The organism is Paenibacillus sp. J31P190, assembly GCF_059692075.1.
Map to the genome: position 1 here is coordinate 1 of NZ_JCAUAS010000031.1, position 25,637 is coordinate 25,637.

Annotated in this window: 19 protein-coding genes and 1 riboswitch; of the genes, 12 read left to right on the forward strand and 7 right to left on the reverse strand. The window is 44.2% G+C overall.

Translation table 11 applies throughout. The features are described 5' to 3' along the window. Positions 1–425: 425 nt before the first annotated feature. Positions 426–611 (reverse strand): hypothetical protein, encoded by a 186-nt coding sequence (locus AC58U0_RS32530; RefSeq protein WP_497382915.1) that lies wholly within the window; start codon positions 609–611, stop codon positions 426–428. Between the two features lie 158 nt (positions 612–769). Next, positions 770–878: riboswitch (guanidine-I (ykkC/yxkD leader) on the forward strand. Between the two features lie 64 nt (positions 879–942). Here AC58U0_RS32530 and AC58U0_RS32535 point away from each other — a divergent pair. Genes AC58U0_RS32535 through AC58U0_RS32545 form a run of 3 tightly spaced genes read left to right on the forward strand, consistent with a single transcriptional unit; the run spans position 943 to position 3,620 of the window. Next, entirely contained in the window at positions 943–1,965 is a 1,023-nt protein-coding gene (locus tag AC58U0_RS32535) for an ABC transporter substrate-binding protein (protein ID WP_497382916.1), read from the forward strand. Positions 1,966–1,988: 23 nt separating this feature from the next. Further along, positions 1,989–2,807, forward strand: coding sequence for an ABC transporter permease (locus AC58U0_RS32540; protein ID WP_497382917.1), 819 nt, complete (start codon positions 1,989–1,991; stop codon positions 2,805–2,807). A 3-nt stretch (positions 2,808–2,810) separates the two neighbouring features. Next, positions 2,811–3,620, forward strand: coding sequence for an ABC transporter ATP-binding protein (locus AC58U0_RS32545; RefSeq protein WP_497382918.1), 810 nt, complete (start codon positions 2,811–2,813; stop codon positions 3,618–3,620). Between the two features lie 389 nt (positions 3,621–4,009). On the opposite strand, the gene AC58U0_RS32550 is transcribed toward AC58U0_RS32545, so the two are convergent. After that, positions 4,010–4,897, reverse strand: coding sequence for an EamA family transporter (locus AC58U0_RS32550; RefSeq protein ID WP_497382919.1), 888 nt, complete (start codon positions 4,895–4,897; stop codon positions 4,010–4,012). Positions 4,898–5,084: 187 nt separating this feature from the next. Between AC58U0_RS32550 and AC58U0_RS32555 the strand changes: the two genes are divergently transcribed. After that, positions 5,085–6,143 carry a LacI family DNA-binding transcriptional regulator gene (locus AC58U0_RS32555; RefSeq protein ID WP_497382920.1) on the forward strand — a complete coding sequence of 353 codons (1,059 nt, stop codon included), beginning with the start codon at positions 5,085–5,087 and terminating at the stop codon, positions 6,141–6,143. A 60-nt stretch (positions 6,144–6,203) separates the two neighbouring features. Here the strand turns inward: AC58U0_RS32555 and AC58U0_RS32560 are convergent, their stop codons facing one another. The 3 genes from AC58U0_RS32560 to AC58U0_RS32570 form a co-directional block, all read right to left on the reverse strand. Continuing rightward, positions 6,204–7,169: a cation diffusion facilitator family transporter gene (locus tag AC58U0_RS32560; protein ID WP_497382921.1), complete on the reverse strand. Its 966-nt coding sequence runs from the start codon at positions 7,167–7,169 to the stop codon at positions 6,204–6,206. Positions 7,170–7,319: 150 nt separating this feature from the next. Then, positions 7,320–9,080 carry an alpha-glycosidase gene (locus AC58U0_RS32565; protein WP_497382922.1) on the reverse strand — a complete coding sequence of 587 codons (1,761 nt, stop codon included), beginning with the start codon at positions 9,078–9,080 and terminating at the stop codon, positions 7,320–7,322. A 15-nt stretch (positions 9,081–9,095) separates the two neighbouring features. Next, the gene (locus AC58U0_RS32570) at positions 9,096–9,911 is read right to left on the reverse strand and encodes an SDR family oxidoreductase (RefSeq protein ID WP_497382923.1); all 816 of its coding nucleotides are present in this window, start codon (positions 9,909–9,911) and stop codon (positions 9,096–9,098) included. Positions 9,912–10,372: 461 nt separating this feature from the next. On the opposite strand from AC58U0_RS32570, the gene AC58U0_RS32575 reads away from it, so the two are divergent. The 7 genes from AC58U0_RS32575 to AC58U0_RS32605 all read left to right on the forward strand — a co-directional run bounded on the left by AC58U0_RS32575 (position 10,373) and on the right by AC58U0_RS32605 (position 22,423). Then, positions 10,373–13,537, forward strand: coding sequence for an ATP-binding cassette domain-containing protein (locus AC58U0_RS32575; protein WP_497382924.1), 3,165 nt, complete (start codon positions 10,373–10,375; stop codon positions 13,535–13,537). A gap of 358 nt (positions 13,538–13,895) precedes the next feature. Further along, positions 13,896–16,223, forward strand: coding sequence for a helix-turn-helix domain-containing protein (locus AC58U0_RS32580; protein ID WP_497382925.1), 2,328 nt, complete (start codon positions 13,896–13,898; stop codon positions 16,221–16,223). A 160-nt stretch (positions 16,224–16,383) separates the two neighbouring features. Next, on the forward strand, positions 16,384–17,343 hold the full coding sequence (locus AC58U0_RS32585; RefSeq protein ID WP_497382926.1) for an ABC transporter permease: 960 nt from the start codon (positions 16,384–16,386) through the stop codon (positions 17,341–17,343). Positions 17,344–17,367: 24 nt separating this feature from the next. Beyond that, on the forward strand, positions 17,368–18,264 hold the full coding sequence (locus AC58U0_RS32590; protein WP_497382927.1) for a carbohydrate ABC transporter permease: 897 nt from the start codon (positions 17,368–17,370) through the stop codon (positions 18,262–18,264). Positions 18,265–18,314: 50 nt separating this feature from the next. Next, positions 18,315–19,967 (forward strand): ABC transporter substrate-binding protein, encoded by a 1,653-nt coding sequence (locus AC58U0_RS32595; RefSeq protein ID WP_497382928.1) that lies wholly within the window; start codon positions 18,315–18,317, stop codon positions 19,965–19,967. Between the two features lie 450 nt (positions 19,968–20,417). Then, a complete protein-coding gene (locus tag AC58U0_RS32600) occupies positions 20,418–21,428 on the forward strand; it encodes a zinc-dependent alcohol dehydrogenase (protein ID WP_497382929.1) in 1,011 nt (336 codons plus the stop codon). Between the two features lie 116 nt (positions 21,429–21,544). Further along, positions 21,545–22,423, forward strand: a complete 879-nt coding sequence (locus tag AC58U0_RS32605) for an AraC family transcriptional regulator (RefSeq protein WP_497382930.1) — start codon at positions 21,545–21,547, stop codon at positions 22,421–22,423. A gap of 26 nt (positions 22,424–22,449) precedes the next feature. Here the strand turns inward: AC58U0_RS32605 and AC58U0_RS32610 are convergent, their stop codons facing one another. Next, positions 22,450–23,556: a glycoside hydrolase family 172 protein gene (locus AC58U0_RS32610; protein WP_497382931.1), complete on the reverse strand. Its 1,107-nt coding sequence runs from the start codon at positions 23,554–23,556 to the stop codon at positions 22,450–22,452. 130 nt (positions 23,557–23,686) lie between these two features. Here AC58U0_RS32610 and AC58U0_RS32615 point away from each other — a divergent pair, with 130 nt between their 5' ends. Beyond that, on the forward strand, positions 23,687–24,598 hold the full coding sequence (locus AC58U0_RS32615) for a cupin domain-containing protein (RefSeq protein WP_497382932.1): 912 nt from the start codon (positions 23,687–23,689) through the stop codon (positions 24,596–24,598). Here AC58U0_RS32615 and corA read toward each other — a convergent pair. Beyond that, positions 24,591–25,541, reverse strand: a complete 951-nt coding sequence (gene corA / locus AC58U0_RS32620; RefSeq protein ID WP_497382933.1) for a magnesium/cobalt transporter CorA — start codon at positions 25,539–25,541, stop codon at positions 24,591–24,593. The two genes, AC58U0_RS32615 and corA, sit on opposite strands and share 8 nt — an antisense overlap. Positions 25,542–25,637 lie beyond the last annotated feature (96 nt).

The window sequence follows — 25,637 nt, forward strand, 5'->3', positions numbered from 1 at the left end:
CTCAGTTCGTCAAACTTGCTATGCTTTACCCTCATACGAACAACCTCCGGCTAATTTCATTGTATTTTCTTAGCCTAAAAGTGTCCAACTTAATTAGGGGGCTTTATAGAAGTGTTGTACAAACTACAACTTCAACCTGCCAAATAGCGTTTGGAGGTCGGAATTGTTGCAGAAAATACAACATTGGGGCGCGTGCTCTACCGCGGATGCTCATTTACATGTACTTTGTCTCCGAATGATGACTTCATAAACAGGAGTCCACGGATCCGCACTAGAGAAAGCATATCGATAGTCTTTTTTATTGCAAACAAATAAGCCTTTAAGTCGCTCTATGTGAGGGAGAATTGGGTGTTTTCGATGAAACCCGGTAGACAAAAAAAGCCCATCAGGAGGATCTCCCTGATGGGCTTTGTAGGGGTATGAGGCTAGTCAGCGGGCAGGCTATCAGCTTGGGTGGCTGCTTGATTATTTATAGGGGAAATCAGGAGAGGATGCTCGGATAGGGGATGTCCTTCTTGAATATCAGAAACAGAAGGTCCCGCTAATGCAACAGGTTTAGGTTGAATAGGCTGATTATCTAACATCGTGATGTGGAAATGAATCGAGTACATCGTATACACCTCCGTTTGTTGCTTTATATGTTATATATTATTACACATACAGCTATTTTGACAACCAATTATTTATTTGTGTTATATATATTGACATATAACTCGGATGTAAGTATGATTAAGACAAATGTAAGACATCGAAGTACCAACCTCATAGCAAACTTGTTTTCTAGGGTTCCGCGACAGAATGAAGGCTGTTGGTCAGGTCCAAGAGAAGACACACGGTGAGCTTCATCGTGCACACGGAGGGATAAAAGCCCGGGAGGATATCAGAATATGATATCGTTCCGGGTTTTTCTTTTTACCAGTACAAATGGAGAGGGAGATCGGAATGAGACAAAGAGTAATATTTCTGATGATGGCGTTGCTGTTGGTTTTTACAGTAGTTAGCGGATGTACGAGCAAAGGGGCAACAAGCACGACAACAGGAAAAAGCGGAGAACCGATTAAATTGGCACTCAGTCCATGGCCGGGTTGGTTTGTATGGTATTTAGTGAAGGAAAAGGGTTTCTTTGAGAAAAATGGGGTTAACGTTGATCTCGTTTGGTTCCCGGTATACAGTGATTCCTTATCGGCATTGGCGTCTGGTAAAGTCGATGCGAACAGCCAAACTTTAAGCGATACGCTTGCTCCAGCAAGTAAAGGGATTAAACTCAAGGCTGTGCTGGTGAACGATAACTCCAATGGCGGAGACGGTGTTGTTGTGAAGACGAGCATTAATTCATTGAAGGAATTGAAGGGTAAGAAAGTAGCGACTGAGCTGGGAACGGTTGATCACCTTCTGATGCTTACCGCACTTGAAAAGGCGGGGCTTGCCGAGAAAGATGTTGCTTATACGAATATGACGGTTAACGACGCAGGACCTGCTTTCATTTCAGGCAATTTAGATGCCGCGGTGCTATGGGAGCCGTTCCTAAGCAAGGCGATTCAGGAGGGCAAAGGCAAGCTATTATTTTCCTCCAAGGATACACCGGGACTTATCCCTGATCTGCTAGTTTTTAAAGAAGAAATAACGAAGAACCGTCCGGAAGATGTGAAAAAAATCATCAACGCTTGGTTCGATGCTTTGGATTACTGGAAGGCCAATCCAGAAGAGTCTTTGAAAATTATGGCCAAAGCGGCAGAGACGCCGGTTGATGAATATAAAGCTGGCGTGGATAGCGTTAAAATTTTCCAACTTGAAGATAATGTAAGAGCCTTTCAAAAGGGTGATAACTTAGAATCCCTGCCATTCACTTCGCAGAAGACAGCTGAGTTCTTGAAGGGATTAGACATGCTAACTTCCATTCCGAAGGCGGAAAGCTTCTTAGATGGACACTTTGTAGAAGAAGTGCTGAAGGAACGCAAGAAATAACAACTGGAGAGCGAGGGCTCTAAATGGACACCATGGTGAAAAAAAGAAGCAAATCAACTTTGTTTGCCATACGGGGCGATATTAGCCGTAGAACATATACATCCGGTGTCGTGCTCGTTGTTGTGATAGCTATGCTCTTCTGGAGTGTGCTCAGCTATGGTGACTTTGTAAATCGCACGTTCTTGCCTACACCGGATCAAGTACTTCGTCAGTTTGCAATTCAGCTACAGAGCTCTGTTTTCTGGAACCATGTTGGTATTAGTATTTTTCGAGTAGGGGCAGGCTTTCTGCTTGCTTGTTTACTGGGTATACCGCTTGGCATTTTGGCTGGTACGTTTCGCTTCGCTGAAGCGCTGCTCGTTCCTCCGACAGAGTTTATCCGGTATATGCCTGCGACGGCTTTCATCCCACTCATTATGGTTTGGGCAGGGATTGGTGAATGGGCAAAGGTTATCGTCATTTTCATCGGCTGCTTCTTCCAACTCATGCTGATGGTGGCCGATAATACACGTTCGGTATCCAATGATTTGCTTCAAACCTCCTATACCCTTGGTGCGAACCGTTGGCAAGTCATCGAGAGGGTGCTTATTCCTGCTCTACTGCCGGATTTAATGAACACGATGCGATTAATCATCGGTTGGGCTTGGACATATCTCGTTGTAGCTGAGTTGGTTGCGGCTAGCAGCGGACTAGGGTTTTCTATTATGAAAGCGCAGCGGTTCCTTAATACGGATCTGATTTTCGTAGGGATTATCGCCATTGGTTTGCTTGGATTACTAACGGATCGCACATTTGCTTATTGTCACCGCAGATTTTTCCCGTGGCTGGAAGGAGGGCGTTAAATCATGCATGCTTTGAATAATGTGGAGCCCTCCGATGATAGTGCTATGGCTGTGAGTAAAATTACGGCGACGGATGTAACGAAGGTATATAGCACGAAGAAATCCCAGTTTGTTGCTTTGGACAGAGTTTCGTTCCACGTAGATGCGCATGAGTTTGTTAGCTTTGTTGGTCCTTCAGGTTGCGGTAAGTCCTCGCTATTGAGGATCCTTGCGGGGTTAGAATCGATGACGACAGGCTCGCTGAGCATTTCTGGACATGAGATTGATGGTCCCGGTGCTGACCGTGGGATGGTATTCCAGTCGTACACCTTATTCCCATGGCTTTCTGTAAGGGAGAATATCGAGTTCGGACTGACACTAAAAGGCGTACCATTATTCGAAAAGAGGGCGATTTCCGACCACTTCATGGAACTTGTCGGGCTGCAGAAGTTCGCCAGATCGCTGCCGAAGGAGCTTTCGGGCGGCATGAAGCAACGGGTCGCCATCGCTCGGGCCCTCGCGAACAATCCGGAAGTCCTGCTGATGGATGAGCCATTCGGCGCGCTCGATCCGCAGACGAAGAATTCGATGCAGGAGCTGTTATTGCGTATTTGGGAAAAGGAGAAAACCACTGTCGTTTTCATTACCCACGACATCGAGGAGGCTATCTTCTTATCACAACGCGTGTATGTGATGCAGGCGCATCCAGGAAGGATTCGCCAAGAAATCGTGATTCCGCAAGGACTTCGTGAGACCTTGGAGTGTAAAGATACGGAGTCGTTTATTAAGCTGAAGAAGCAAATTATTTCACTTATCGGGGATCATGACGAATAAGGAATTGAAAGAGACTTGGCCATTATTGGCCGAGTTTTTTGCGTTTGGGGTGGGGAGTGTGGTTTGCCTTGAGACAGCAGAGTGCAGACGGCAGCTGGCAGAGCCTCGGAGAATCCCCAACCCCGGGTCACCCGATTTAGATGTAAAAAGATCAGCTAACTGTGCTCAAACTCATAGTTTTACGTGGAATAGCTGCATTTCCTACAGCTAAAACCCCGGGAAATGAGGAATTTAGACCTAATGGAGGAAATTAGCTGCACTTTTTGCAGGTAATTCATCCTGAGTACGTTCAACCTGAATTATAGATGTACAAATTGCAGTTAATTGTGAATCTTGGAGTAGCAAGAGCAAACCACAAACGGATCTATGAACAATAAACAAGCTAGACGCTACAGTTTGACCAGGATAAGACCGGCAAAGAGAAGGAATAGGGCAATGGTTTGCAAGAGGGTAAGACTTTCTTTGTAAACCAGTACAGAGCCGATAACGACGACAAGTCCATAGGTAGAGAAAATGGGAGCAACGATGGAACCCGGCCCCATTTGCAGCGCGACGGAGTAAAGCTGAAGGCCACCGTAAGAGAAGCAGCCCGAAAGCAGCCCCCATAGAAGTCCTGTGCGACTTGGTAATGCATCATAGGTAGCTATGAGTCCTTGTTGGACAGGCTTTTGCTGCTTCTTAGTGTGGTTAGCTGCGGCTATGGCGAACCAGATAGCGGAGAGCAGATAACTAATGAGCAGAATAGGTGTATTCGCTAAAGCTAGCTCGGTAGTGACTTTCAAACCGCCGTTGCGGAAGAAGAACAGAAGTCCGCCCAGCGCAACGAGTGCGAACCATTTCTTCTCTTTGATTGTGAGAGGCTCTTTGAGCTTTATCGATACAAGTACCGCTGAAGCAATGAGCAGGACGATGCCGCCAACCTCCGTGCTATTTATGTGTTCACCGTAGATGGTGACGGACATGAGAATGACTAGCAAAATATTTAAGTTCATTAGCGGAGCTGTCAAGCTTGCTGGACCGTTATCGAGCGCCTTCATGAACACAACATTGCCCCAACCTGACCCAACGCCAATGATGATGCCAGCTAACCAAACACGCCAATCGTCTAAGAAGAGGGAGCTTTCCCATACACTGTTCACAGCGAAGCCAAGTGTTCCTGTGAGATAGAGTCCAAGTAATAGGTGCGGTGTAGAGCCTTGGCGCATTTGACTCACTTTCATAAAAAAGCCGGTTAGACCAAATAGTACGGCACTGCCGATTGCTGCAATAAACCACATGATGTGTGAACTCCTTACGTTTTCTTTTCATAGGCTGCATGCATCCCCAAGCCATTGCTTTTTCGAATACACACGAATCTTTTCATTATAGCGAATTGCAATAGGAATGCACAGATTATCGAAATTTGACGGGCGATTTGCTTATCGATAAAATGAGTTAAAGCATTTCAAGAATGAGGGATTTCCTATGAAGAAAAGTAAACAGCCCACCATTGTCGATGTTGCTTCGGAAGCGGGCGTTTCCATTGCGACGGTTTCCAATGTTTTGAATCGGAGAAAGGTGCCAATGTCGCCAGAGACGATACGCAAAGTGGAGGAAGCCGTTATACAGCTGGGTTATCGCCGCAATGTGATGGCAACGAACCTTAGCCGGCGTCGATCCTATGAGTTAGGCCTTATCATACCGCATTTCGGCGGCTATTATGGCCGATTTGCAGAGAAGCTGGAGCAGAGAGTACATAGTTTCGGCTATCATTTATCCGTATTTTCAGCAGCGGGTATGGATCCAGTGATCGAGAAGCGTCACCTGGAGCACTTGCTGCAGCGAAGAGTAGACGGTTTAGTGAGTCATGGTTTAGCGATGAGTATGCAATCGACCCAGCAATTAGTCGGTGGGGGCACGCCGCTGGTTATCTTTAATGGCTGGGGCTGGCCTAGCGATATCGTTAAACTGGCGGTTAATTTGGATTTCGCGAAGGCTTCGACGGAAGCTGTTCAGCATTTCCTCGAGAGCGGCTGCCGCTCCATTATTTATGCCGGCAGGCGTAAAGGGATGGGGGCCAATGAGCAGCGTATTCAAGGGTTTATGGCAGGGCTAGGTGATAAAGCCGAGTCGACGGTGCATGCGCTTCTAGATGCTGGAGAGCTCGGTATTGAAGGTACACTGGAGGAAGCTCTGCGCATAAGCGGCGAGCAGCGACCTATCGGCATCTATACCTTTAATGATGCGTTGGCGTTGGAGCTTCTAGCTGTGTGTCATGAACGAGGCATTCGCGTACCAGAGGATGTGCAGTTGATTGGCATGGACAATGAACTGTTTTCTAAGGCCAGTTTTCCCTCTATCACAAGCTTCGACATGCCTGTTGATTTGCAAACGAGCTTAGTTGCCGCTTTTCTGATGCAGCAGATTGGTGAAGACTTGGATGAGGAGAATACTCAGCTGCTGGAAGAGCACCTTCCGCGTATTCACGGACATGAGCTGTTGATTGATCTGGGGATGATAGTACGTAAGTCTACAGCAACATGAAAAGACCGTTATACTCTCATTAAGATGAGAAGTATAGCGGTCTTTTTGGCACGTCACTTATTACAATTGAAGCCCATTACTATTCGTTTGTCTTTGATGCTTCAAGAACTCTTTGCCATAATCTCCATGTGGATTAATGTCTGCATGTTCGATTTGGATGGTGGAGTGCTCGATGCCATATTTACTTTTCAACGTTTCATTAATCGCTAGAATAACACAGAAGGGTTGAATGTTGGGATTGATGAATACATGTGCGGTTAAAGAGTAATGATCGGTTGAAACCGCCCACAGATGCATCTCATGCACATCTTCGACACCTTCAACATGCGCGATGTCGCTGCGAATTTCATCTAAGTTGAAGCGTTCAGGCACGGACTCCATCAGAATCAGGTAAGATTCTCGAATGATTTTGCTTCCACCAGTAAAAATAATGCCGCCAATGACCATTGAAATCAGAGGATCGAACAAGAGAAGACCTGTGTAATAAATGATAATAGAAGAGATAATGACACCTACCGAGCTGAGTAAATCACCGAAAAAGTGCCACAGTGCGCTTTTCACATTCAGATTGTCCTCTTCTTTCACACTGTTATGGAGAACCAATGTAAGCACAAGATTGACAACGAATCCGATGGAGGCAATTCCAAGCATAAGAGCCAGGCGAATAGGCTGCGGGTCAATGATACGTTGAATCCCTTCGATGAAAATTCCCAAAGCAATGATACAGAGGGCTAATCCATTCAGAAAAGAAGCGATAATCTCAAACCGCAGGAAACCAAAGGTGAATCGCGCATTAGGCTGACGAGTAGCCAGCTTCAGAGCAACCATGCTCAGTCCCAAAGCGATGACGTCGGAGATCATATGAGCAGAGTCGGATAGCAAAGCAAGGGAATTCGAGAGCACCCCGCCTACAATTTCTACAATAGTGAAAAAGGCGGTCAGTATGAGAGTCACCCATAACGTTTTTCTGGATTTGCTCTGTTCTTTAACATGATGGAGATGGTGATAGTCGTATTCGATACTCATACGGTTCCTCCTTATTTATAATTATTCTAATTAAACTATTATATGCTAGACCTTCGTCAGGCGCAACTGATTTCGTGTAAAGAGTATATGAAGAGTGTGGGAGGTCGCGTCGGGCATAGCAAAAGCCTGATTTCTCAGGCTTCTGTCTATCTATGTTTCCAGCAGGGATCTGTATAAAATCCGACAGCCGAATGGCTCGATTTCCATACGAATAAAACCATCAACAGGCTTCAGGGACTCGCCGCTGAACGCATCCTGCCAATCTTCCATTTCCGCGTCCGCGGGATGGGCAAGAATGGCCGTATTTTCCGAATTATTCATCCAGATTGTAAAATGTTCCTGCTCATTCTTACGTTCATAAATGATCCTGCCATCCTCGGCGTCCGCCCGAAGGAAAGAGAATCGGCCGAAACGAAGCACATCATGGTCTTTGCGCAGCTGGATAAGTTGCTTGTAAAATTCGAATAAATCCCTGTCCTGCTTAGCTTTGTCCCATTCCATACATTGTCGGCAGTCTGGGTCCTGCTGACCCTTCAAGCCGATTTCGTCGCCGTAGAAAATACAGGGAGTTCCAATATAAGTGAGAAGGAAAGTAACAGCAAGCTTAAGTCTGTCCTTATTCTCATTAAACATAGTCATTACACGCGGTGTGTCATGACTGCCAAGCAGATTAAACAAAACTTCATTCGTTGGCAGCGGGTAGCGCATAAGAATATGATTCATATTTTCGGCAAAAGAGAGACCATTCGGTTGATCTGACTGGAAAAATGCCAGTACCCGTTCAGAGAAAGGGTAATTCATGACCGAATCGAATTGATCGCCAAGAAGCCAGCGCAGCGAATCGCTCCAAGCTTCACCGATGATGTAGGCTTCAGGATTGACCGATTTGACCACTTTACGGAAATCTCTCCAGAAGGAATGGTCTATTTCATTGGCAACATCGAGACGCCAACCGTCGATATTCACTTCCTTCAACCAATACTCAGCCACATCCAGCAAATATTGCTTTACTTCCGGATTCGTCGTGTTAAGTTTGGGCATCGAAGCGAAAAATCCGAACGTAGCATAGTTGAGCGGCCCCTCCTTCACTTCAACCGGAAAATCACGAATGTGAAACCAATCGACGAAGGCAGAATTTTCACCCTTAGCAAGCACATCTTTGAAGGGTGGGAAGTCCACACTCGAATGATTAAAGACCGCATCTAGAACAACTTTCACATTGCATTCGTGGCAAGCCTCAACCAGCTTTTTTAATAATGCAGTGTCTCCGAAATGAGGGTCTACCTTTTTATAATCGATCGTATCGTATTTATGATTGCTCGGTGCTTCAAAGATCGGGGTGAGATAGATGGCCGTTATGCCTAGTTCCGTTAAGTAATCAAGATGGTCCAAAATGCCCTGCAGGTCGCCTCCGAAATGAGAATCATGCGTTGGCTGTTCGCCCCATTCGAGTACCCCATCGGGATCAATGCTTTGATCGCCATTAGCAAATCGGTCCGGCATAATTTGATAAAATACAGCGGATTTGGCCCATTCCGGCGCCTTAAATCCATCGATTTCATGCATATAGGGCATTTCATAATAGCCTGCGGGCGGACCCGGCTGCTCTTCGAAAATACCGGCTTCGCTCATCCATAACGTTTCATCTCCAGATTGCAGTTGAAATGCATAAGAGAACCTTTTCTGTGCCGGCGACAATTCCGTTGCCCAATAGTCGAAATAGCGATCCGTTGCTATTTTCTGCATAGCATAATCATTGTGATAATTTGCCCAATCATATTTATCGCCCGTCACCGCGGTTACTTGGTCTACATCATTCTTTTTGGTACGGACTCGAAGATGAAACGTATCCTTGTTATAGGAATAAGCCCATTTGGTATGGGGGGAATGGTAAAAGCTCTCGATCTGCATGGGAAGTTCTCCTTATCATCCGTGGATTAACGATTCGGCGCCGTCGATGAAGACGGAAGTTCCGGTAATATGGTCGGATTGATCCGAAGCGAGAAAAAGCACCAGATTCGCGACTTGACTAGCAGTTCCGGATTTGTGTCTCAGTGGATGATCTCCTTCGGGAAATTCAATAGGGATCGTGATTTCTTCCAACTCGGGTCTGCGATCCGTATTCTCATCAATATTCGTTTCGATCGCTCCCGGACAGATGGCGTTTACACGAATCTTATAACGCGCCAATTCAAGCGCAGCCATTTTCATGAAAGCCACTTGTCCGGCTTTGGAAGTGCTGTAAGCGCTCATGCCAAAATTGGAGAAAACCCGGTTGCCGTTAATGGAGCTAGTAATGATGATGCTGCCACCATGCTGTTTAAGAGGCTCGATAGCATGTTTGACGCACAAGAATGTGCCGGTTAAGTTGATATTAATTGTTTGGTTCCAATCCTCTAGTCCCATATGTGCGATGGGAGAGAGAACGCCGTTAATCCCTGCGTTGGCTACCAGAACGTCGAGACGACCCCATTGGTCCACGACGGTTTGAACGGCCTGTTTCACTTCTTCTTCGACAGAAATATCGGCTTCTAAAGAGATCGCTTCTCCTCCGGCAGCCTGCACTTTGGCCACTGCTGCTTCAAGCTCACGGCCCGGGCGGTTGAGCAGTCCGATTTTGAACCCTTTTTCAGCCAAACGTATAGCGGATGCTAAGCCAATGCCGGACGATGCGCCGGTTACAATGGCGACTTTCTTCGAAATATCGTATGATTCTGGATGGTTTTGTTCTTGTACGGTCATTGGAAAAGGCCTCCTAAACGAATGGAATACATATATAAGGTCATTACCCTCGCGTTGAGGGATCGAATCTTAGAGGTTAGAAGGGAAGTAAATAAAGCGCTTTCTAATTTGTAACATAATTGAAATGTTTCTGTTATGGTTTCATAATGTTGGCGAGGTATTATAATAACCAAGACCCCCTTTTTAATATAAACTTTTGAACCCGGCCCCGTTGGCTGGGTTCCTTTTTTTTTTGTGTCTTGACAAATAACCCTTATAAAATATGCCTCACAGATATAACCCCTCCTTTTCAGATCGATATCTGAAAACCTCAACGCACGTTCCATACAAAAGGTAGAATCTGAAAGAATAATAGAATGGAGCTGCCGAGTTCTTTGATTCGAAAAAAAAAGCAGTTCATACATTTAACTCTGTGATAACATGGAAAGACTAGGTTTTAAAAGAATAGAGAGGATGTACGTATGAAAATAAATCGATTAATTTCGAACAATATTAACCTATTAGATGCAGAACTACCGGTAGATAAATCGTTAGGAATTGCTGGTTTATCTGGATCTGGTAAAACAACATTTTGTCAAACCATTGGTGAAGAATCCAAGAAGCGTCTCGTTTCTTTATTGCCAAAGGCTGAATATCAGTATTTATTTCCTGAAATTATGGAAACTAATTTCAGTGCCATCAAGATGGAAGAAATGCCTTTAGTCCTTTTTCTCGGAAAATCATCGATTTCATCCAATCCTCGTTCAACCATTGGCACACATACGGGCGTGTTTAAAGAGATTCGTGTAACGCTTGCTGATAAATTTAATCTTTCTCCAGAAGTGTTTTCCTTTAATAATGCCTTAGGTTGGTGTCCAGATTGTAAAGGGCGCAGTATGACCCAAAATGTCGATTGTCCAAAGTGCAAGGGTAGGCGCTACAATCAAGAAGTTGAGCAATATAAGATGGAATTATTAAATCAACCACATAGTATTTCCGATATGAATAACTTAAGCATTGAAACGATTCTTTCTCTTGCAGAGGAATTACAAATTAGTGAAGCGAAGCAGCATATTCTCCAAAATATCATCAATATGAATATGGGTTACTTAACATTAAATCGCATTATGGGTACATTGTCAGGTGGAGAAATAACACGACTTTACTTGGCCGAATTCATGGCAACAAGTGAAAATACAGTTATTATCATTGATGAAATCTCCGTGGGTCTTGATCACCAAACATTATTGAAAATTTTAGATGAGATTAAACAATTGGGGTATAAGAATCAAATTTGGCTCATTGACCATTCGGACACGGTGCTGGACACATCGGATGAGCAATTGTTCTTTGGACCTGGTAGTGGTAAATACGGTGGGAAAATTGTAGAAGAATCACCACGTCCACAACCCATCCATTGTGAACTAAATAAAGCAATGCCAACAGACTACTATCAGTTTCATGATCTTTATTGTCGTAATATTCAAATGGCTGAAATTCAGATTCCCAAGAATAGACTTGTAACCTTTACGGGTGAGTCGGGATGTGGTAAATCTACACTTGTCAATGAGTGTATGGTTAAAGATTTTCAGAAGCGTTATCCCAAAGATAAACTGGTCGTGGTTGGGCAAGATCGAAATCAATCGATTTCCAGTAGGTCGACCGTTGCGACTTTTCTTGATATTAAAAAGAAACTCACCAAATATAGTGAGGATATTGATGATATTTTTCAGCGCTCGATTGAAGAAATTATTGATGAACTGCCAAATGAAGACATCGCTCATAAACGATTGAGTTTATTGATTAAACTTGGACTTGGTTATTTAACGTTGGAAAGAAAGACACAGTCCTTATCGACGGGTGAGTTTCAATGTGTTCATTTGGTTTCTGAGCTGTTTACGAATTCAAGAAACCCCCATACCCTTTTTATTTTTGACGAGCCTTCAAAAGGTTTATCCCAAAATATTTTAAACCAATTCATTGATAGTGTTAGGGACATTCTGGAAGATGAATCTGTCTCTATCCTGATGATTGAACATAATGCCTATATGATGGAAAGCTCTGATTTTATCGTTGATTTTGGGAAAAGGCAGCCTGAACCTGTGAAGCAGCTTGATGTTGTCAGTCATGATGATTATTATCGTCAAAAAGATAAGGAAGATCGCAAAGCACCCATGCATATCTCTTCCACACTCAAGCCCCAAAACGGTATTCACTACTTACAAGAAAATCAGTTGGACTATTTTAAAAAGGCAGAAAACGTCTATAAGGGTGGTATCTTAAAGAGCTTATCGCCAATTGCCCATGTGATTTATGGTGAATATGAATCTGAAAAGATTGCACCTGTCATCGCCATTGATCTTGAACGACATCTGTATAGTCAATATAGTTTTCTCTATGAAATAGGTGGACTGATCAACCATATTGTGGCTGCTCATCCGACCAATAAAGATACAAGAAGCTTCGATTTCTATTATCAAGATAATCACTGTCCGAGTTGTTCGGGTCGTCGTGTCATTGAACAATTTGATATGGATGTTCTCATTCAAGATAAAACAGTCCCATTCTGGGATGGTATGTTACTTCCAGAAGTCATGGATGTCTTGAAATATTATCAACATGCCAAATTGCACTTCCTGTTTGAAGAGATAAAGAATGAACTGGGTCACAATATGAGTAAAAGCTATAATGAGATGTCAGAAGCGGAAAAAAATACGTTCTTATATGGTTATTGGGAAAAGGCATTTTATGATAAAGCAGGGAAGGCTTCGAGAACATGGGAAGGCTTTAATCTCATCCTTGGGCGTTATATGGTTATTTCGAAAAACCTTCCTCTTAAAGAGCAAATGAAAGCCTCAAAACAAATGATTACCTGCCCAGTTTGTCATGGAACCGTGTTAAACCATCATAAAAAGCTGAAATTTGATGATACGGATATTCGTAAGATTATTCAGCAGCCGATTGATCAGGTCATTAAAACCGTAGGGAAGTTACCTGAACTAGAAAAACTAAAATCCATTGTTGGCGGCGATCTCGCACTTACGGAAGATGTCTCTTTACTTCCAAGGGAAACACAAGTTGCGCTGAAGATGCTGGAACTGGAGTTTGCAAGCTTTGTGGGCTATGAAGTGGTTTTACAAAATGCTGTACCATTTTGGGACAAGATTAAAGGTAACCTCGAGGCGATCAGCAGTAAAAACTTGATTACCATCTGTGACTTTGCCAATATTGCTGAAACTAGAGAAACCATTATTGATAAGTATTTCACCAATGGAAAATATAAAAAACTAACTTATGTCTATGAAGTGTTTGGTTACAATAAAATTGTTACACAGATTAATAAAATTAAAGCAAGTCATCCATGCCCATTCTGTGGCGGGAAGAAAGTTATTTCAGAAGATGGTCTTCATGACGGCGTGTTTAAGTTATCCGTGCCATGTGTTAGCTGTTATGTAAGTGGCATCAATGATGAAGGGCGCAAGGAAATCGTCGATGGTATAGATGTACAAACATGGCTTACTGGCAAAGTAAGTGATGTTGTTGCTGAAAACTTACTAACTGAGGCAGTTGCAGATATTCCTATCTTCAATCGTATTCGTGAGTTGAATAAACGAGATATGATGGCGGTTTATCATTGCCTGAAGTGAAATACGCTAGCATAGCTGTGAAATAATTGCAGATAGACGGATCGTTCGATTACAAGAGGCTTTACGCTCCAGTTTGCCTTAATGCTCAAACCTTTAAAAATTATCAAAATCTCGAACCCACGCCCCGTTGGCTGGGTTCTTTTTTTTGTTAAGCACAAAAAAGTCTCATTGCACATCTAGCGATGTATTTCAAGCTTCCGATTACCAGCCCAGCAAGGTATACTGGAAGTAACAGCTTATCCTTTTGGGATAAACGCCGCAACAGATTGCAAACGCATACATAAATGCAAATCATGCGCAAGGATTACTCTCGATAGGATCGAAACAGGGAATCGTAAAGGAAATGGGGACATTTACTATGCTGTTCAAGAGAGAGAGAAGCGTTAATGTTAACGTGAACAAAGGAAGGCACCGCGTGTTTGCGCGTATTCTCGTTCCTTATCTTGTTTTCCTGATGCTGCCGATGATTATCGGCTGGGTCATTTATCAGAAGACGACTGCGCTGATCGAAAGCGAAGCAACCGCGAGCCATATGAACTTGCTGGAGCAGAGTAAAGATATCCTCGATCGAAGACTGGAGGAAATCGCCTCCATTACCCAGCAGTTAGCGGCAGATACAAGAATTATGCGGTTTCTGTCTGTCACTGATCCTTTTGAGGGGACGAATACGTACCGGGTTTTGGATACGAATAAAAGCTTGTATGATTACAGGATGTCTAACAATTTCATATTTAATTATTATGTCTTGTTCAAAAATAGTGAAATGGTGTTAACTCCGGGAGCTAGTTACTCTTTTCAACATTTTTTTGATCGGGTAGCTCATTACAGTAAGCATGATTATGATTCATGGTATGACTTTGTCGCGAAGCAATTTCATACCCGCAAAACATTTGCGTCTGAGGAAGTCATCGTACAGGGTGTGCCCTATTCAATGCTGACGTATATGCAATCGCTTGGGTACCCCGGCAATCCCCAGGGCGCCATTGCTGTCATGATTGATCAGAAGGAGATCCAGAAGCTGTTTCAAGGGCTGAACATTTCCGAAGGGGGATGGGCCTATATTGTAGATGGCGATGGGAAGATCATTAGTAGGCTGTCAGCGAGTAAAGCTCTATTACCGATCGATATCGGCAATCTGATTGGCAATAAGGGTGTAATCGAGCAATCGCTGCAATCGACACAGATGATGATTACCTATACGAAATCCTCCTATAACGGTTGGACGTATCTGGTGGGAGAGCCGACTTTTGTTGTACTGGAGAAGGTTCGTTATATTCAGAAAATCACTTTCTCGTTGACGTTCGTCTTTCTTGTCGTGGGTGTCTTCATCGCATATGTGCTGGCTTATCGCAACAGTAAACCGTTACGGAATATCGTAAACTTGATTCTGGAAAAAGCGGACGTAATCTCGCACCAGAGAGACGCCTTTGGATTAATCGGAGAAACGGTAACGGGTTTGTTCCACAATAACCATAGGATGAAGTCCGAGATCGAGCAGCAGGTTCCTTTGCTGCGGGCAGCGTATTTTCAGCGGCTATTGAACGGGCAATTTATTTCGGCACGTGATGCAGATGCACTGTTAAAGTATGTCGGTATGGATTTGCAAGGGATGTCCTATCGGGTCGCGGTTGTTCATTTGCGAGGCTTCGATAACGGCTATAACGATGATCTGTTGGAAGAACTGGATATGAAGCGTTTGCTGGCCAAAGAAATGTTGAGAAGGGCGATCGATCAGGAAGGCTTTGTTTACGATATCGCGGAGGATCAGTTCGGGGTGCTTTTTTGCTATAGAGCTGAGCAGTCGGAGCCCTTCAAGGAGCCTATTGAGCAGAAGCTGAAAGAAGCCAATGAGGAGATGAAAAGCCAGTTAAAGCTGGTGTCCGTCTATGGTGTAGGCGGCTTATGTGATAGCCTCACTAGCATCTCCAGATCGTATGAACAGGCCAGAGAAGCATTGAACGTACAATTATGGAAAAATGAGGATGAAATCGTCTGGTTTGACGAGCTCCCGACGGATATGAACAACTACTATTTTCCGCAGGATGTGGAGATCCGCTTAATCAATTTGGCGAAATCGGGGGACCATGCTGAAGTCCAGCATACGCTTGATGAGATATACCATGAAAATTTCGAGTTGAGGCACCTTTCCTTCGCTGTTATGCAGTTGTTCTTGTTCGAAATGTGGGGAAGTCTGGTAAAGCTGCTGCCACAAATGGAGCTCGATCAGCAAGAAGTTTACAGACGGATCCAGTCACTGAGCAGCGAGATTGATTCCTATGAAAATATGCGCAAAAATTATCAGTCGATTCGCGCAACCTATCAATGGATATGCGAAAGCGTGAACGAGCATAAGAAAAGCCAAAATGTGCAGCTGATCCAAAGTATTCTTGGCATGCTGCAGAACTCATATATGGACAGTGAGCTTTGCCTGGATGTAGTGGCCGATCGCTTTCGCATTTCGAAAGTGTATCTCTCCCAATTCTTCAAAGAGCAAACGGGCATTAATTTCTCCGACTATTTGGAAAATCTGCGCATGGATCGGGCCAAAGATCTGCTGCAGACAACAGAGCTAACCATTCTTGAAATTTCCGATAAGGTTGGCTATAGCTCTTCCAATACGTTTTGTCGGGCATTCAAGCGGCTGCATGGCGTTAGTGCGACCTCCTATAAGAAATTACACGGATAAGAATGCGGCACTTGTGCCGTATTCTTTACTTTTGCACATCCATTTAGAAGTGCACATGGCCGAATCTTAATAATTGCACATAAAGAAAGCGCTTTCTAATTTACAGCTTGAGGCGATTTCTTGTAACGTTAAGGTATCAATTGAAAGGGGGGAGCGCACAATGAAAGAGGTTGTATTAACCAAAGCAAGCACCGGAGCAAACAACCTGATGTTTGTTGCAAGGAAGCAAATGAAGAAAAGTTGGCAATTATATGCCCTGCTTGCGCTTCCAGTTATCTATGTCCTTGTGTTTAAATATTATCCAATGTACGGGGCGCAGATTGCCTTCAAGGATTATATTGCCTCCAAGGGTGTCGCTGGAAGCGAGTGGGTCGGCTTGAAACACTTCATCCGATTTTTCAACTCTTATGAATTTGTGAAATTGATGAAAAACACGTTGATCATCAGCTTGTACAGCTTGCTTGCCGGAATTCCGTTTCCGATTATTCTGGCCCTATCATTGAATTATGTGAAAAACCAGCTGTTCAAAAAATCCGTACAGATGATCACTTACGCCCCCCATTTTATATCCGTTGTCGTGATGGTAGGGATCGTTATGGAACTGCTCGACCCCCGCAATGGATTAGTGAACATGCTGCTCGGTCAATTGGGCTTAGAACCAATCAATTTTATGGCCAGGCCGGAATATTTCAGCTCGATCTATGTCTGGTCAGGTATTTGGCAAAATGTAGGCTTTTCCTGCATCATTTATTTAGCTGCTTTAGCCGGTGTTGATCCCGCGCAGCATGAAGCGGCTGTCATTGATGGAGCAAGTAAATTTCAGCGCATGCTGCATATCGATCTGCCGAGCATCATTCCGGTTATGATTATTCTGCTTATTTTGAATACTGGACATATTCTGGATCTGGGCTTTGAGAAGGTACTGCTATTGCAGAATCCGCTGAATGCACGCACCTCGGAAGTCATTGATACGTTTGTTTATAAGGTCGGTCTAGCCTCCCAGGCGATGAATTACTCTTATTCCACGGCCATCAATTTATTCAAATCGGTCATTGGTTTGATTTTACTGATCTCGGTTAACCAAATGGCGAAGAAAGCTAAGCAGGAAAGCCTATGGTAAGTGTGACAAAAGGAGGAAGTCATCATGGAGCTTGCTAACATACGGGAAGCCAGCAATGACCGTTGGTTTAACGTGATCAATTACACGGTGCTTACTTTATTTCTCATTATAGTGATGTATCCGCTAGTTTTTATTGTAAGCGCATCCTTCAGCAGCCCAGACGCGGTTATCTCAGGGAAGGTGTGGCTATGGCCGGTTCAACCTACACTCGACGGTTACGAGGCTGTTTTTAAACATAAGTTGATTTGGAGCTCATTTCGCAATTCCGTCATTTACACGGTTCTAGGTACAGTCATCAATGTCGCACTAACGATTATGGCCGCTTATCCGCTCGCACGTAGAGACTTGTATGGAAAAAATGCCGTCATGCTCTTGCTGGTGTTCACTACCATGTTTTCTGGCGGGCTCATTCCGAGCTACCTGTTGGTCAAAGATCTTGGCATGCTTAATACGATTTGGTCGATGATTTTGCCAGGGGCGATGAGTGTCTTTAATGTCATTATTACGAGAACTTATTTCAAAACGACGATACCGGAAGAGCTGTTGGAGGCTGCTCAGCTGGACGGCTGTAACGATTTCAAGTTTGTGTGGAATGTCGTGATTCCGTTGTCTGGTCCGATCATTGCTGTCATTACCCTTTATTCGGCGGTTGGCTATTGGAATCAATATTTCAATGCGCTGATCTATTTAAAACAGCCGAGCCTGTATCCACTCCAACTAGTGCTTAGGGAAATACTCGTTCAGAATGAGGTAGATCCCGCCATGCTGTCCGATTTGGGACAGGAAGCGAATCGGGAGGGCTTGCGGGCACTGCTTAAATACTCTCTCATTGTTGTCTCATCGTTGCCGCTCATGATGATTTACCCTTTTGTACAGAAGCATTTTGTTAAGGGGGTCATGATTGGTTCGTTGAAAGGTTAGTCATTCAAAGAAAATTTTCTAACGAAAAATGCTAGGGAGGGTTCTTTTTGATGAAAAAATGGATGGTAGCAAGCTTAGGGTTAGCCTTGTGCACAGTCTCGGTATTAAGCGGTTGTTCAGATAAGGAAGCAGCGCAATCAGATGCGACTCCAAAAGTGTCCGAGGATCGGGTGACTGCAGCAGGGGAATTACCTATCACGAAGGAAAAAACGACCTTAAAGGTTCTTGTAAAGGGAAGCGCATTTGTTGAAGACTTTGCAACGAATGAATATACGAAGTACCTGGAGGAGAAGACGAACATTCATATTGAATGGGATGTTGCCCCGGAGAAATCAGCGGTAGAAAAGCTTAATTTGGTGCTCGGAAGCGGAGATTTACCAGATGTGATTATGGGCTTTGACGTTAGCCCTACGCAGCAGCTGATCTATGGCAGCCAAGGGGATTTCCTCGATTTAAAGCCCTTTATTGATAAGTATGGCGTCGAAACCAAGAAGATGTTTGAGCAGGTTGATGGAGTGAAAGATGCTATTACGGCGCCGGGTGGTAAAATATATGGACTGCCGCTCGTGAATGAGTGTTTCCACTGTTCAATGGGGCAAAAAATGTGGATTTACAAGCCATGGCTGGATAAATTGGGGCTAGCTGTGCCAACAACGACGGATGAGTTGTACAAGGTGCTAAAGGAGTTTAAAACAAAGGATCCGAATGGCAACGGAAAAGCCGATGAGATTCCGCTTGCAGGTGCAGCGGTGGGACCTGCGGTCAATATCGACTCGTTCATTATGAATGCTTTTATACTAAACCCTAATAATACCAATCGTTTGTACCTCAATAACGGCAAGGTCGATGTGCCCTATAACAAGCCGGAATGGCAAGAGGGCCTGAAGTACCTGCACAAGCTGTATGCCGAAGGTTTGATTGCGCCGCAGTCCTTCACACAGGATCGGGATCAAGCGAAGCAAATGGGGGAAAACCCCAACATTAATATATTGGGCGCGGCGATAGCTCAGCATAACGGAACGTTTACAGCCTTCAACGGACCGAGCGGAAGATGGCTTGAGGTTACTGCTGTTCCAGTGCTCAAAGGGCCGAAAGGCTTGCAAGTTGCGCCGTATACCAATAGTGTCTCTCAAGGGCGTTACGTGATTACGAAAGCGAGTAAAAATCCAGAAGCCGCCTTCCGTCTAGCGGATCTGATGTATACGCAGGAAATGACGCTGCGTAATGCAGAAGGGCGTCCTGATGTGGAATGGAAATATGCGGCTCAAGGCGAGCTCGGTATCAATGGCAAGCAAGCCATTTGGAAATATACCGAAGCCAAGCTGGCCAATGTGCAAAATGTAAAATGGTCTCAAACAGGTCCATCGCTTAGAACGAATGATTTCCGCTTAGGCTTGGTCGCCGATCCGAAAAACCCATTGGAAGTTATTTTGTACAATGAAACGAAAAACAAATATGAGCCTTATAAGCAGAAGATGGATACTGTCCTTCCGCAGCTGTTTTTCACGAATGAGCAGGCGATGGAGCTAGCGGATCTAGAGAAGACGATTACCGATCATGTCAAAGAGATGACCGCGCGCTTCATCATCGGGGATGCGAATCTGGAGAAAGAATGGGACGGCTACCTGAAAAATTTGGATAATATGAACCTGAAGCGTTATCTGGAAATTTATCAAGCTGCCTATGATGCGAAGAAGAAGTAGATTTGTATGATTGATAGACGGGTCGACAATCCAGCGAATAACTCTGGAAAGTCGGCCCTTTTTTGAGATAGAATTTATAGATACTCTGAAGTGACTGTGTGGTGGTAAGCTTGCAATTGTGCATGCTTTTTTTCTTTGAATAGCTCCTATTCGTACATTCCTGCAATCGTGCAGGCTTTTGCGGTCTTTTTTTAATTTCAGGATGGAAAAGCTAAAATTCCTGCATAATAGCAGGCTTTTCCTCTTTTCAAACGATTTTAGCAAAAATATCTGCACTTTCGCAGTAGTCCCTACAAAGGAACCTGCAAATAATAATCGTGTAGTTAGAACCCACATCACTCCCTCCCTACGCATCGTTGTTTTCGATAAAAAATCATTTCTTACGTCAAAGACGCCTCCAGTAAAAACATTTATATTGAAAATGAGTTCAATACAAAGGAGTGCGTTGCGATGAAGAATAGGAAGGTTATGTTTCTCAGTCCATGGCAGGTTGAAACGGTAGAAGAGAAGTTTACCCTACAGATTGGCGATCAGGAAGTTCTGGTCAAGAAGATTTATACATTAATCAGCCCGGGAACTGAATTGGCCATGCTGTCAGGCAACGAATCTTGGTTTCCGATGCCGGGTATTCCAGGCTATGCAGCTGTGAGTGAGATTGTGGAAGTGGGGGAAGGAGTAACAGAGTTTAATTCCGGCGATATTGTTTTTCATTATGGGAACCACACGCAGTATGAGGTTGTTTCGATCAGAGGGACTTTTCTTAAAGTTCCGGAGAACTTGGATTTGAAATGGGTTCCGTTTACTCGGATGGCAACTGTCGCGACGACTGCAATTCGTGTTTCGAATATTGAGTTCGGAGATTATGTAAGCGTCACGGGGCTTGGACTTATAGGAAATATGGCAGCTCAGCTGGCGCACTTACAGGGTGCTACTGTGATCGGTATTGACTTATCGGTGGAACGCCTTCGAATTGCCGAGCAATGCGGTGTCATTCATGCTATTAGTGGTGGAAAAGGCAGCGTGAACGAGCAGATTGCCAACATCACCCATGGAAAGGGAGTTTCTACCCATATCGAGGCAACAGGGGTGCCTCAAGTAGCCGTCCAAAGCCTCGAGTGGATCGCTAAATTAGGCGAAATCATTTTCCTGGGCAGTCCTCGAGGTGAATATAACACGGATGTTACTGAAATTTTGAACTACTGCCATCTGTATGGACGAGGCTGTATTACGTTCAAGGGAGCGCACGAATGGCGGTATCCGACCGAACCTAATGAGTTTGTGAAACATTCCTTGGTTAGAAACTCAAGCATTGTATTCGAGCTGATGAAGCAAAAACGGCTGCAGGTCGAGCCTTTAATCAGTCATGTGCTGAAGCCGGAGGAAGCGAAGAAAGCTTATGAGGGTCTCCGATTGAATAAGGATCAGTACAGCGGTGTTTTATTTGAATGGAGTGAGACATGAGTTTTAACAGAAAAGTTCGCATCGGCATGTGGAGATATGGAAAATAGGAATACGCTTCAGTTATACTTGGGAAATAATAGCATTAGGTCATCACTCATTCCGCAGGAGGGAAGTACATGGAGACTTGGATGAACAGCATCTCGCCTTTTGTCAGAATGGTCAAAATTCATAAATCCTTCTCTCTGGCGGGTGAATGGATGGATTACGACCATGTGTATACGTATATCGAGCAAGGGGAAGCTGAGTTTTTTTTGAACGGGGTCAAATATCAGGTGAAGGAAGGAGACATTCTCCTTATGCCTCCCTTCATGGCGCATATTATTCGCTCTACGTCAGAGGTGCCATTAATCCAATATATCTTTCATTTTGATTTGTATTATGACGAAGAACGAAGTTCTTGGAAGGACCAAGCGATTACTGAAGAGCGTAAAGCAATTACAAACAAGGAGATGCAGCTAGCATCTACCATCCCAATTTCCCACCTGCAGCTGCCGGACCGGATTGAGTTAAAGAAAAGATTCCTGATCATGCAGAAAGAGTTTCTAGATATGAGATCGGGTTATTCGTTGATCCTTAAGGGGATTTGTTTGGAATTATTAGTCCTTTTTATGAAGGGACAAGTGGGCCATAACGAGAAAGAAGGCAAAATGACAAAGGGTTGGGTCTTTATTGAAAAAACCATCCATTTGATCAATGAAAGATATGGGGACCCTGAACTGGATAATCATACGATAAGTAAACATGTCGGAATTTCGACCAATCATTTATCTTTTTTATTTAAAGATCAGCTTGGCATTACGATTCATAAATATTTAACCCATATTCGAATCGAGCAATCGAAAATAAGAATGATCGATGGAAATCAAACGTTAACCGCTATTGCTGAGCAGGTGGGCTTTTCAAGCATTTATTTATTCAGCCGCTCTTTCAAGGCTATGGTTGGCGTTATGCCAAGTCTGTTTATGGCGATGAATTCCCAGCCAACCATTCCTTAGAATAAGCAAAGAGGTTGACGTGTTCACTATCGCGGCCATCTCCGGTGAACGGGAAGCAGTATGGGGAAATCCGCATGAGGCTCCATCTGATACCAATAGGCAACGGAGGAAACATCGTCGGTTCGTTCGAAAAGCTCTCTGCTGTTATGTCCAATCTGCTGAATCGTGACGCGCAGATCGCTCTCGAAATGGATGGGGTCTGGAAGATGCCAACGATACAGTCCATGCATAGGCACGGAATCTTCGCCGAACTTCTCTTTGAGAGTCGTATCCGATTTGGAATAGAACGGGTATCCAAGATAGGGAGTGCTGTAGGGCACCTCGACGGGGATCCCGTTTTCTTTTTCGTAAAAGCACCAGGCTCCGCCGAAATAATCCTCCGTCCCCGTCCCGCAAAGTGTTGGCCATTCTTCATCTCCGTCCAAATAAAATTTAATTTCCCCTTCGCCCCACCAATAACGTTCTAATGCTGCCCATGCCAAATAGGTGCCAACATATTGTCCTTTGCCCTTGACTCCGTCCAGAATCGTATAATCTTTGCCTTCCGTTGTGATATTCTCTCTTCGCCATTGCGCGTGAAAGTAAGCCGTATTCTCAGGGAGCGAATCTACGAGCTCATAATGAAACTGATAGAAAAAGCCGTGAATATCCTCGGCGTGTTGATTCTCGATTGTAATTTTGGCTGATTGTCGGAAAGGCATCGGGAAGTAGCAGTTCAGGCCTCCTGTGGGATTCACGACGATCGGCTGCGAATTCACCTTGCAGCGTTCACCGAATCCATTGCAAAAGAAATCGCCAAGCGGCACCTCCACGGAAGGCGAGGCTTCATCATCCCAGTAGAGGCGGAGCACTAAATCTCTAAGGACAAAGTTCCCCTTAGGCGTAGCATTCGTACAAGTGATCCAGAAGTGCTGCAGGATGCCAGTTCCCTGAATATCGGCCAGAACGACCGTTTCTCCCTGAGGTAAAGTGATGCACGGCCTGCCTTTGCGGGCAATACCTAAATTGCTTGCTGCTTTCCCGCCTTGTCCCTTCGCACCGGTCGGATTCTCTGCCGTGATCCAACGGGTTTGGCCTTGTGTCAGGAATGGTGCTGCAGAGAGTACATGGATAAAGCCTTGATTTTGCGACATAGGAACATTCACCTCTATCATTATTGTTATATGAACTTGAAAACATTATATAATGAAGGTAAGCGTGTTCATTTAGCCAAAGTTAGTTAAAAGTTAACCATTATTGCTGAAAAGGAAGGATTCTACTGCCGTGAGCTTTCAAACTGTCTCCCCATACATTCGTATTGCGATGGATAGTATCATACAATCTCCTTGGATGTTAAAAGAAAGAATGCTTTGGGACTACGAGCTATTATATCTAATGGAGGGTCGGGCTGACATAACGATCGAGGACAAGACCTATGAAGGCAGACCGGGGGACTTGTTTCTATTTAAGCCTGGACAGAGGCACTCCATCCAGATCATAGGTGATAACCCGATTCGGCAGCCGCACGTGCATTTTGATTTGTTCGAGCAGGCGGATAGCGGAGACGTCAAGGTATCGTTCAAAATGCTGCAAGACATGGATGAGACGGAGCGAAGCTGGTTTCGTAAGGATGAGCTGTCGGGCGCACTCGTTGATCTCCCAACCTATATTCGATTAAGGGAGCCAAGTCGCGTGGAACAGCAGCTTTTTGGAATCATATCGGAATTTGAAGCGAAGCTGCCATTATATGAATGGCGTTTAAAGGGCAGTCTGCTGGAATTAATTACGTATATAGTGAGGGAGCATGCGTGGAACGGACGATTATATGAAAACAGTCTACACCAAGAGCTTTTATTGGATATTGAGCGTTACATCGCGGCTCACGTTCACCGTGAGTTGAAATTGGATGAGCTATCGGAGCGATTCCATATCAGTAAATACTATTTGATCCATTTATTTAATAAAATATTCGATGTTAGTCCGATCCAATATCACCAGAGAATCCGGCTGGAGCGAGCCAAGAATATGATCAGGCATACCTTAATGCCGCTTCAGGAAATCGCAGATCAATTAGGATTTTCCGGTATTCATGCCTTCAGTCGAGCTTTTAAGAAGAAGGTGGGGGTTTCGCCTGCAGGCTTTAGGAAGGAATTCCGTGATGAGCATCACTCAGAATCTGTAAGGTCTTTTATTTAAACCAGCCCTTTTTCCAAAACCAAGCGAACATGCCGAATCCAATTCCGAACATGATCACGAGAATTGCAAAATAACCGCCGTGCCATTTCAGTTCAGGCATATATGCGAAATTCATCCCATAAAGACCAGCAATGAACGTTAATGGCATGAAGATCGTCGTGATTACGGTCAGCGTTTTCATGATGGTATTCATCCGGTTTGAATTCAGGGAGATGTAGCTATCCCTCATATCAGCCGTCATGTCGCGGTTTGAATCAATCATTTCTGACAGCTTGAGCAGATGATCATGAATGTCCGTGAAGAAGACGAGCTGATCGCGAAGATGCTCGATTCGATCTGTATTGATGAGTCTGTACAGCAAGTCACGCATGGGCACGATGGTGCGGCGTAATTTTAACAATTTGGCCCGAATACCAAAAATATGTTTCATTAAGACTTCAATGGATTCGGCATCAAAATTGTTCTCGATATCATCCAATTGATCTTCGATTTGATAGACACTAGGGAAATATTGATCCACCAAATTATCAAGAATTAAATAAGCCGCATAAATATGACCTTCATTCCGCAAATGTTCTTGTTCTGAAATTCGGCACCAAGCATCCTCAATTTCCCTTGATTCATGCAAATGAAAGGTCACAATGTAATTACTTCCCAGAAACATGTCCACTTCTTCAGCATCCAGTGTCATAGCATTAATCGCATGCATCACAAAAAAGTGAACGTTCTCATAGTGATCCATCTTCGGTCGTTGCAGTAAAAAAAAGCAGTCCTCTATGGCCAACGGATGAAAGTGGAAATGTTCCTTCAGATGCAGCGCTTCCTCATCGCTCGGATTATGAAAGTCGACCCAATACCACTGAATGCTCGGGCCTAGAAGCTCCTCGAAGGGGACATTATGGAGCACCTTGAAGTCCTTGGTAATAGCAAGGGAACGAATCATAAGTAAAACTCCTTGAGTCATATTTTCATCTGCTTAATTTTACCATACAATCGTGAGGTTTTAGAAATGCTCGGTCCCCGCTAAAGCTAGATTATT

What these genes read in the sequence shown, in the direction of transcription:
- AC58U0_RS32530 (WP_497382915.1), bottom strand. Translation starts at nt 611, where the DNA reads ATGTACTCGATTCATTTCCACATCACGATGTTAGATAATCAGCCTATT.
- AC58U0_RS32535 (WP_497382916.1), top strand. Translation starts at nt 943, where the DNA reads ATGAGACAAAGAGTAATATTTCTGATGATGGCGTTGCTGTTGGTTTTT.
- AC58U0_RS32540 (WP_497382917.1), top strand. Translation starts at nt 1,989, where the DNA reads ATGGACACCATGGTGAAAAAAAGAAGCAAATCAACTTTGTTTGCCATA.
- AC58U0_RS32545 (WP_497382918.1), top strand. Translation starts at nt 2,811, where the DNA reads ATGCATGCTTTGAATAATGTGGAGCCCTCCGATGATAGTGCTATGGCT.
- AC58U0_RS32550 (WP_497382919.1), bottom strand. Translation starts at nt 4,897, where the DNA reads ATGTGGTTTATTGCAGCAATCGGCAGTGCCGTACTATTTGGTCTAACC.
- AC58U0_RS32555 (WP_497382920.1), top strand. Translation starts at nt 5,085, where the DNA reads ATGAAGAAAAGTAAACAGCCCACCATTGTCGATGTTGCTTCGGAAGCG.
- AC58U0_RS32560 (WP_497382921.1), bottom strand. Translation starts at nt 7,169, where the DNA reads ATGAGTATCGAATACGACTATCACCATCTCCATCATGTTAAAGAACAG.
- AC58U0_RS32565 (WP_497382922.1), bottom strand. Translation starts at nt 9,080, where the DNA reads ATGCAGATCGAGAGCTTTTACCATTCCCCCCATACCAAATGGGCTTAT.
- AC58U0_RS32570 (WP_497382923.1), bottom strand. Translation starts at nt 9,911, where the DNA reads ATGACCGTACAAGAACAAAACCATCCAGAATCATACGATATTTCGAAG.
- AC58U0_RS32575 (WP_497382924.1), top strand. Translation starts at nt 10,373, where the DNA reads ATGAAAATAAATCGATTAATTTCGAACAATATTAACCTATTAGATGCA.
- AC58U0_RS32580 (WP_497382925.1), top strand. Translation starts at nt 13,896, where the DNA reads ATGCTGTTCAAGAGAGAGAGAAGCGTTAATGTTAACGTGAACAAAGGA.
- AC58U0_RS32585 (WP_497382926.1), top strand. Translation starts at nt 16,384, where the DNA reads ATGAAAGAGGTTGTATTAACCAAAGCAAGCACCGGAGCAAACAACCTG.
- AC58U0_RS32590 (WP_497382927.1), top strand. Translation starts at nt 17,368, where the DNA reads ATGGAGCTTGCTAACATACGGGAAGCCAGCAATGACCGTTGGTTTAAC.
- AC58U0_RS32595 (WP_497382928.1), top strand. Translation starts at nt 18,315, where the DNA reads ATGAAAAAATGGATGGTAGCAAGCTTAGGGTTAGCCTTGTGCACAGTC.
- AC58U0_RS32600 (WP_497382929.1), top strand. Translation starts at nt 20,418, where the DNA reads ATGAAGAATAGGAAGGTTATGTTTCTCAGTCCATGGCAGGTTGAAACG.
- AC58U0_RS32605 (WP_497382930.1), top strand. Translation starts at nt 21,545, where the DNA reads ATGGAGACTTGGATGAACAGCATCTCGCCTTTTGTCAGAATGGTCAAA.
- AC58U0_RS32610 (WP_497382931.1), bottom strand. Translation starts at nt 23,556, where the DNA reads ATGTCGCAAAATCAAGGCTTTATCCATGTACTCTCTGCAGCACCATTC.
- corA (WP_497382933.1), bottom strand. Translation starts at nt 25,541, where the DNA reads ATGATTCGTTCCCTTGCTATTACCAAGGACTTCAAGGTGCTCCATAAT.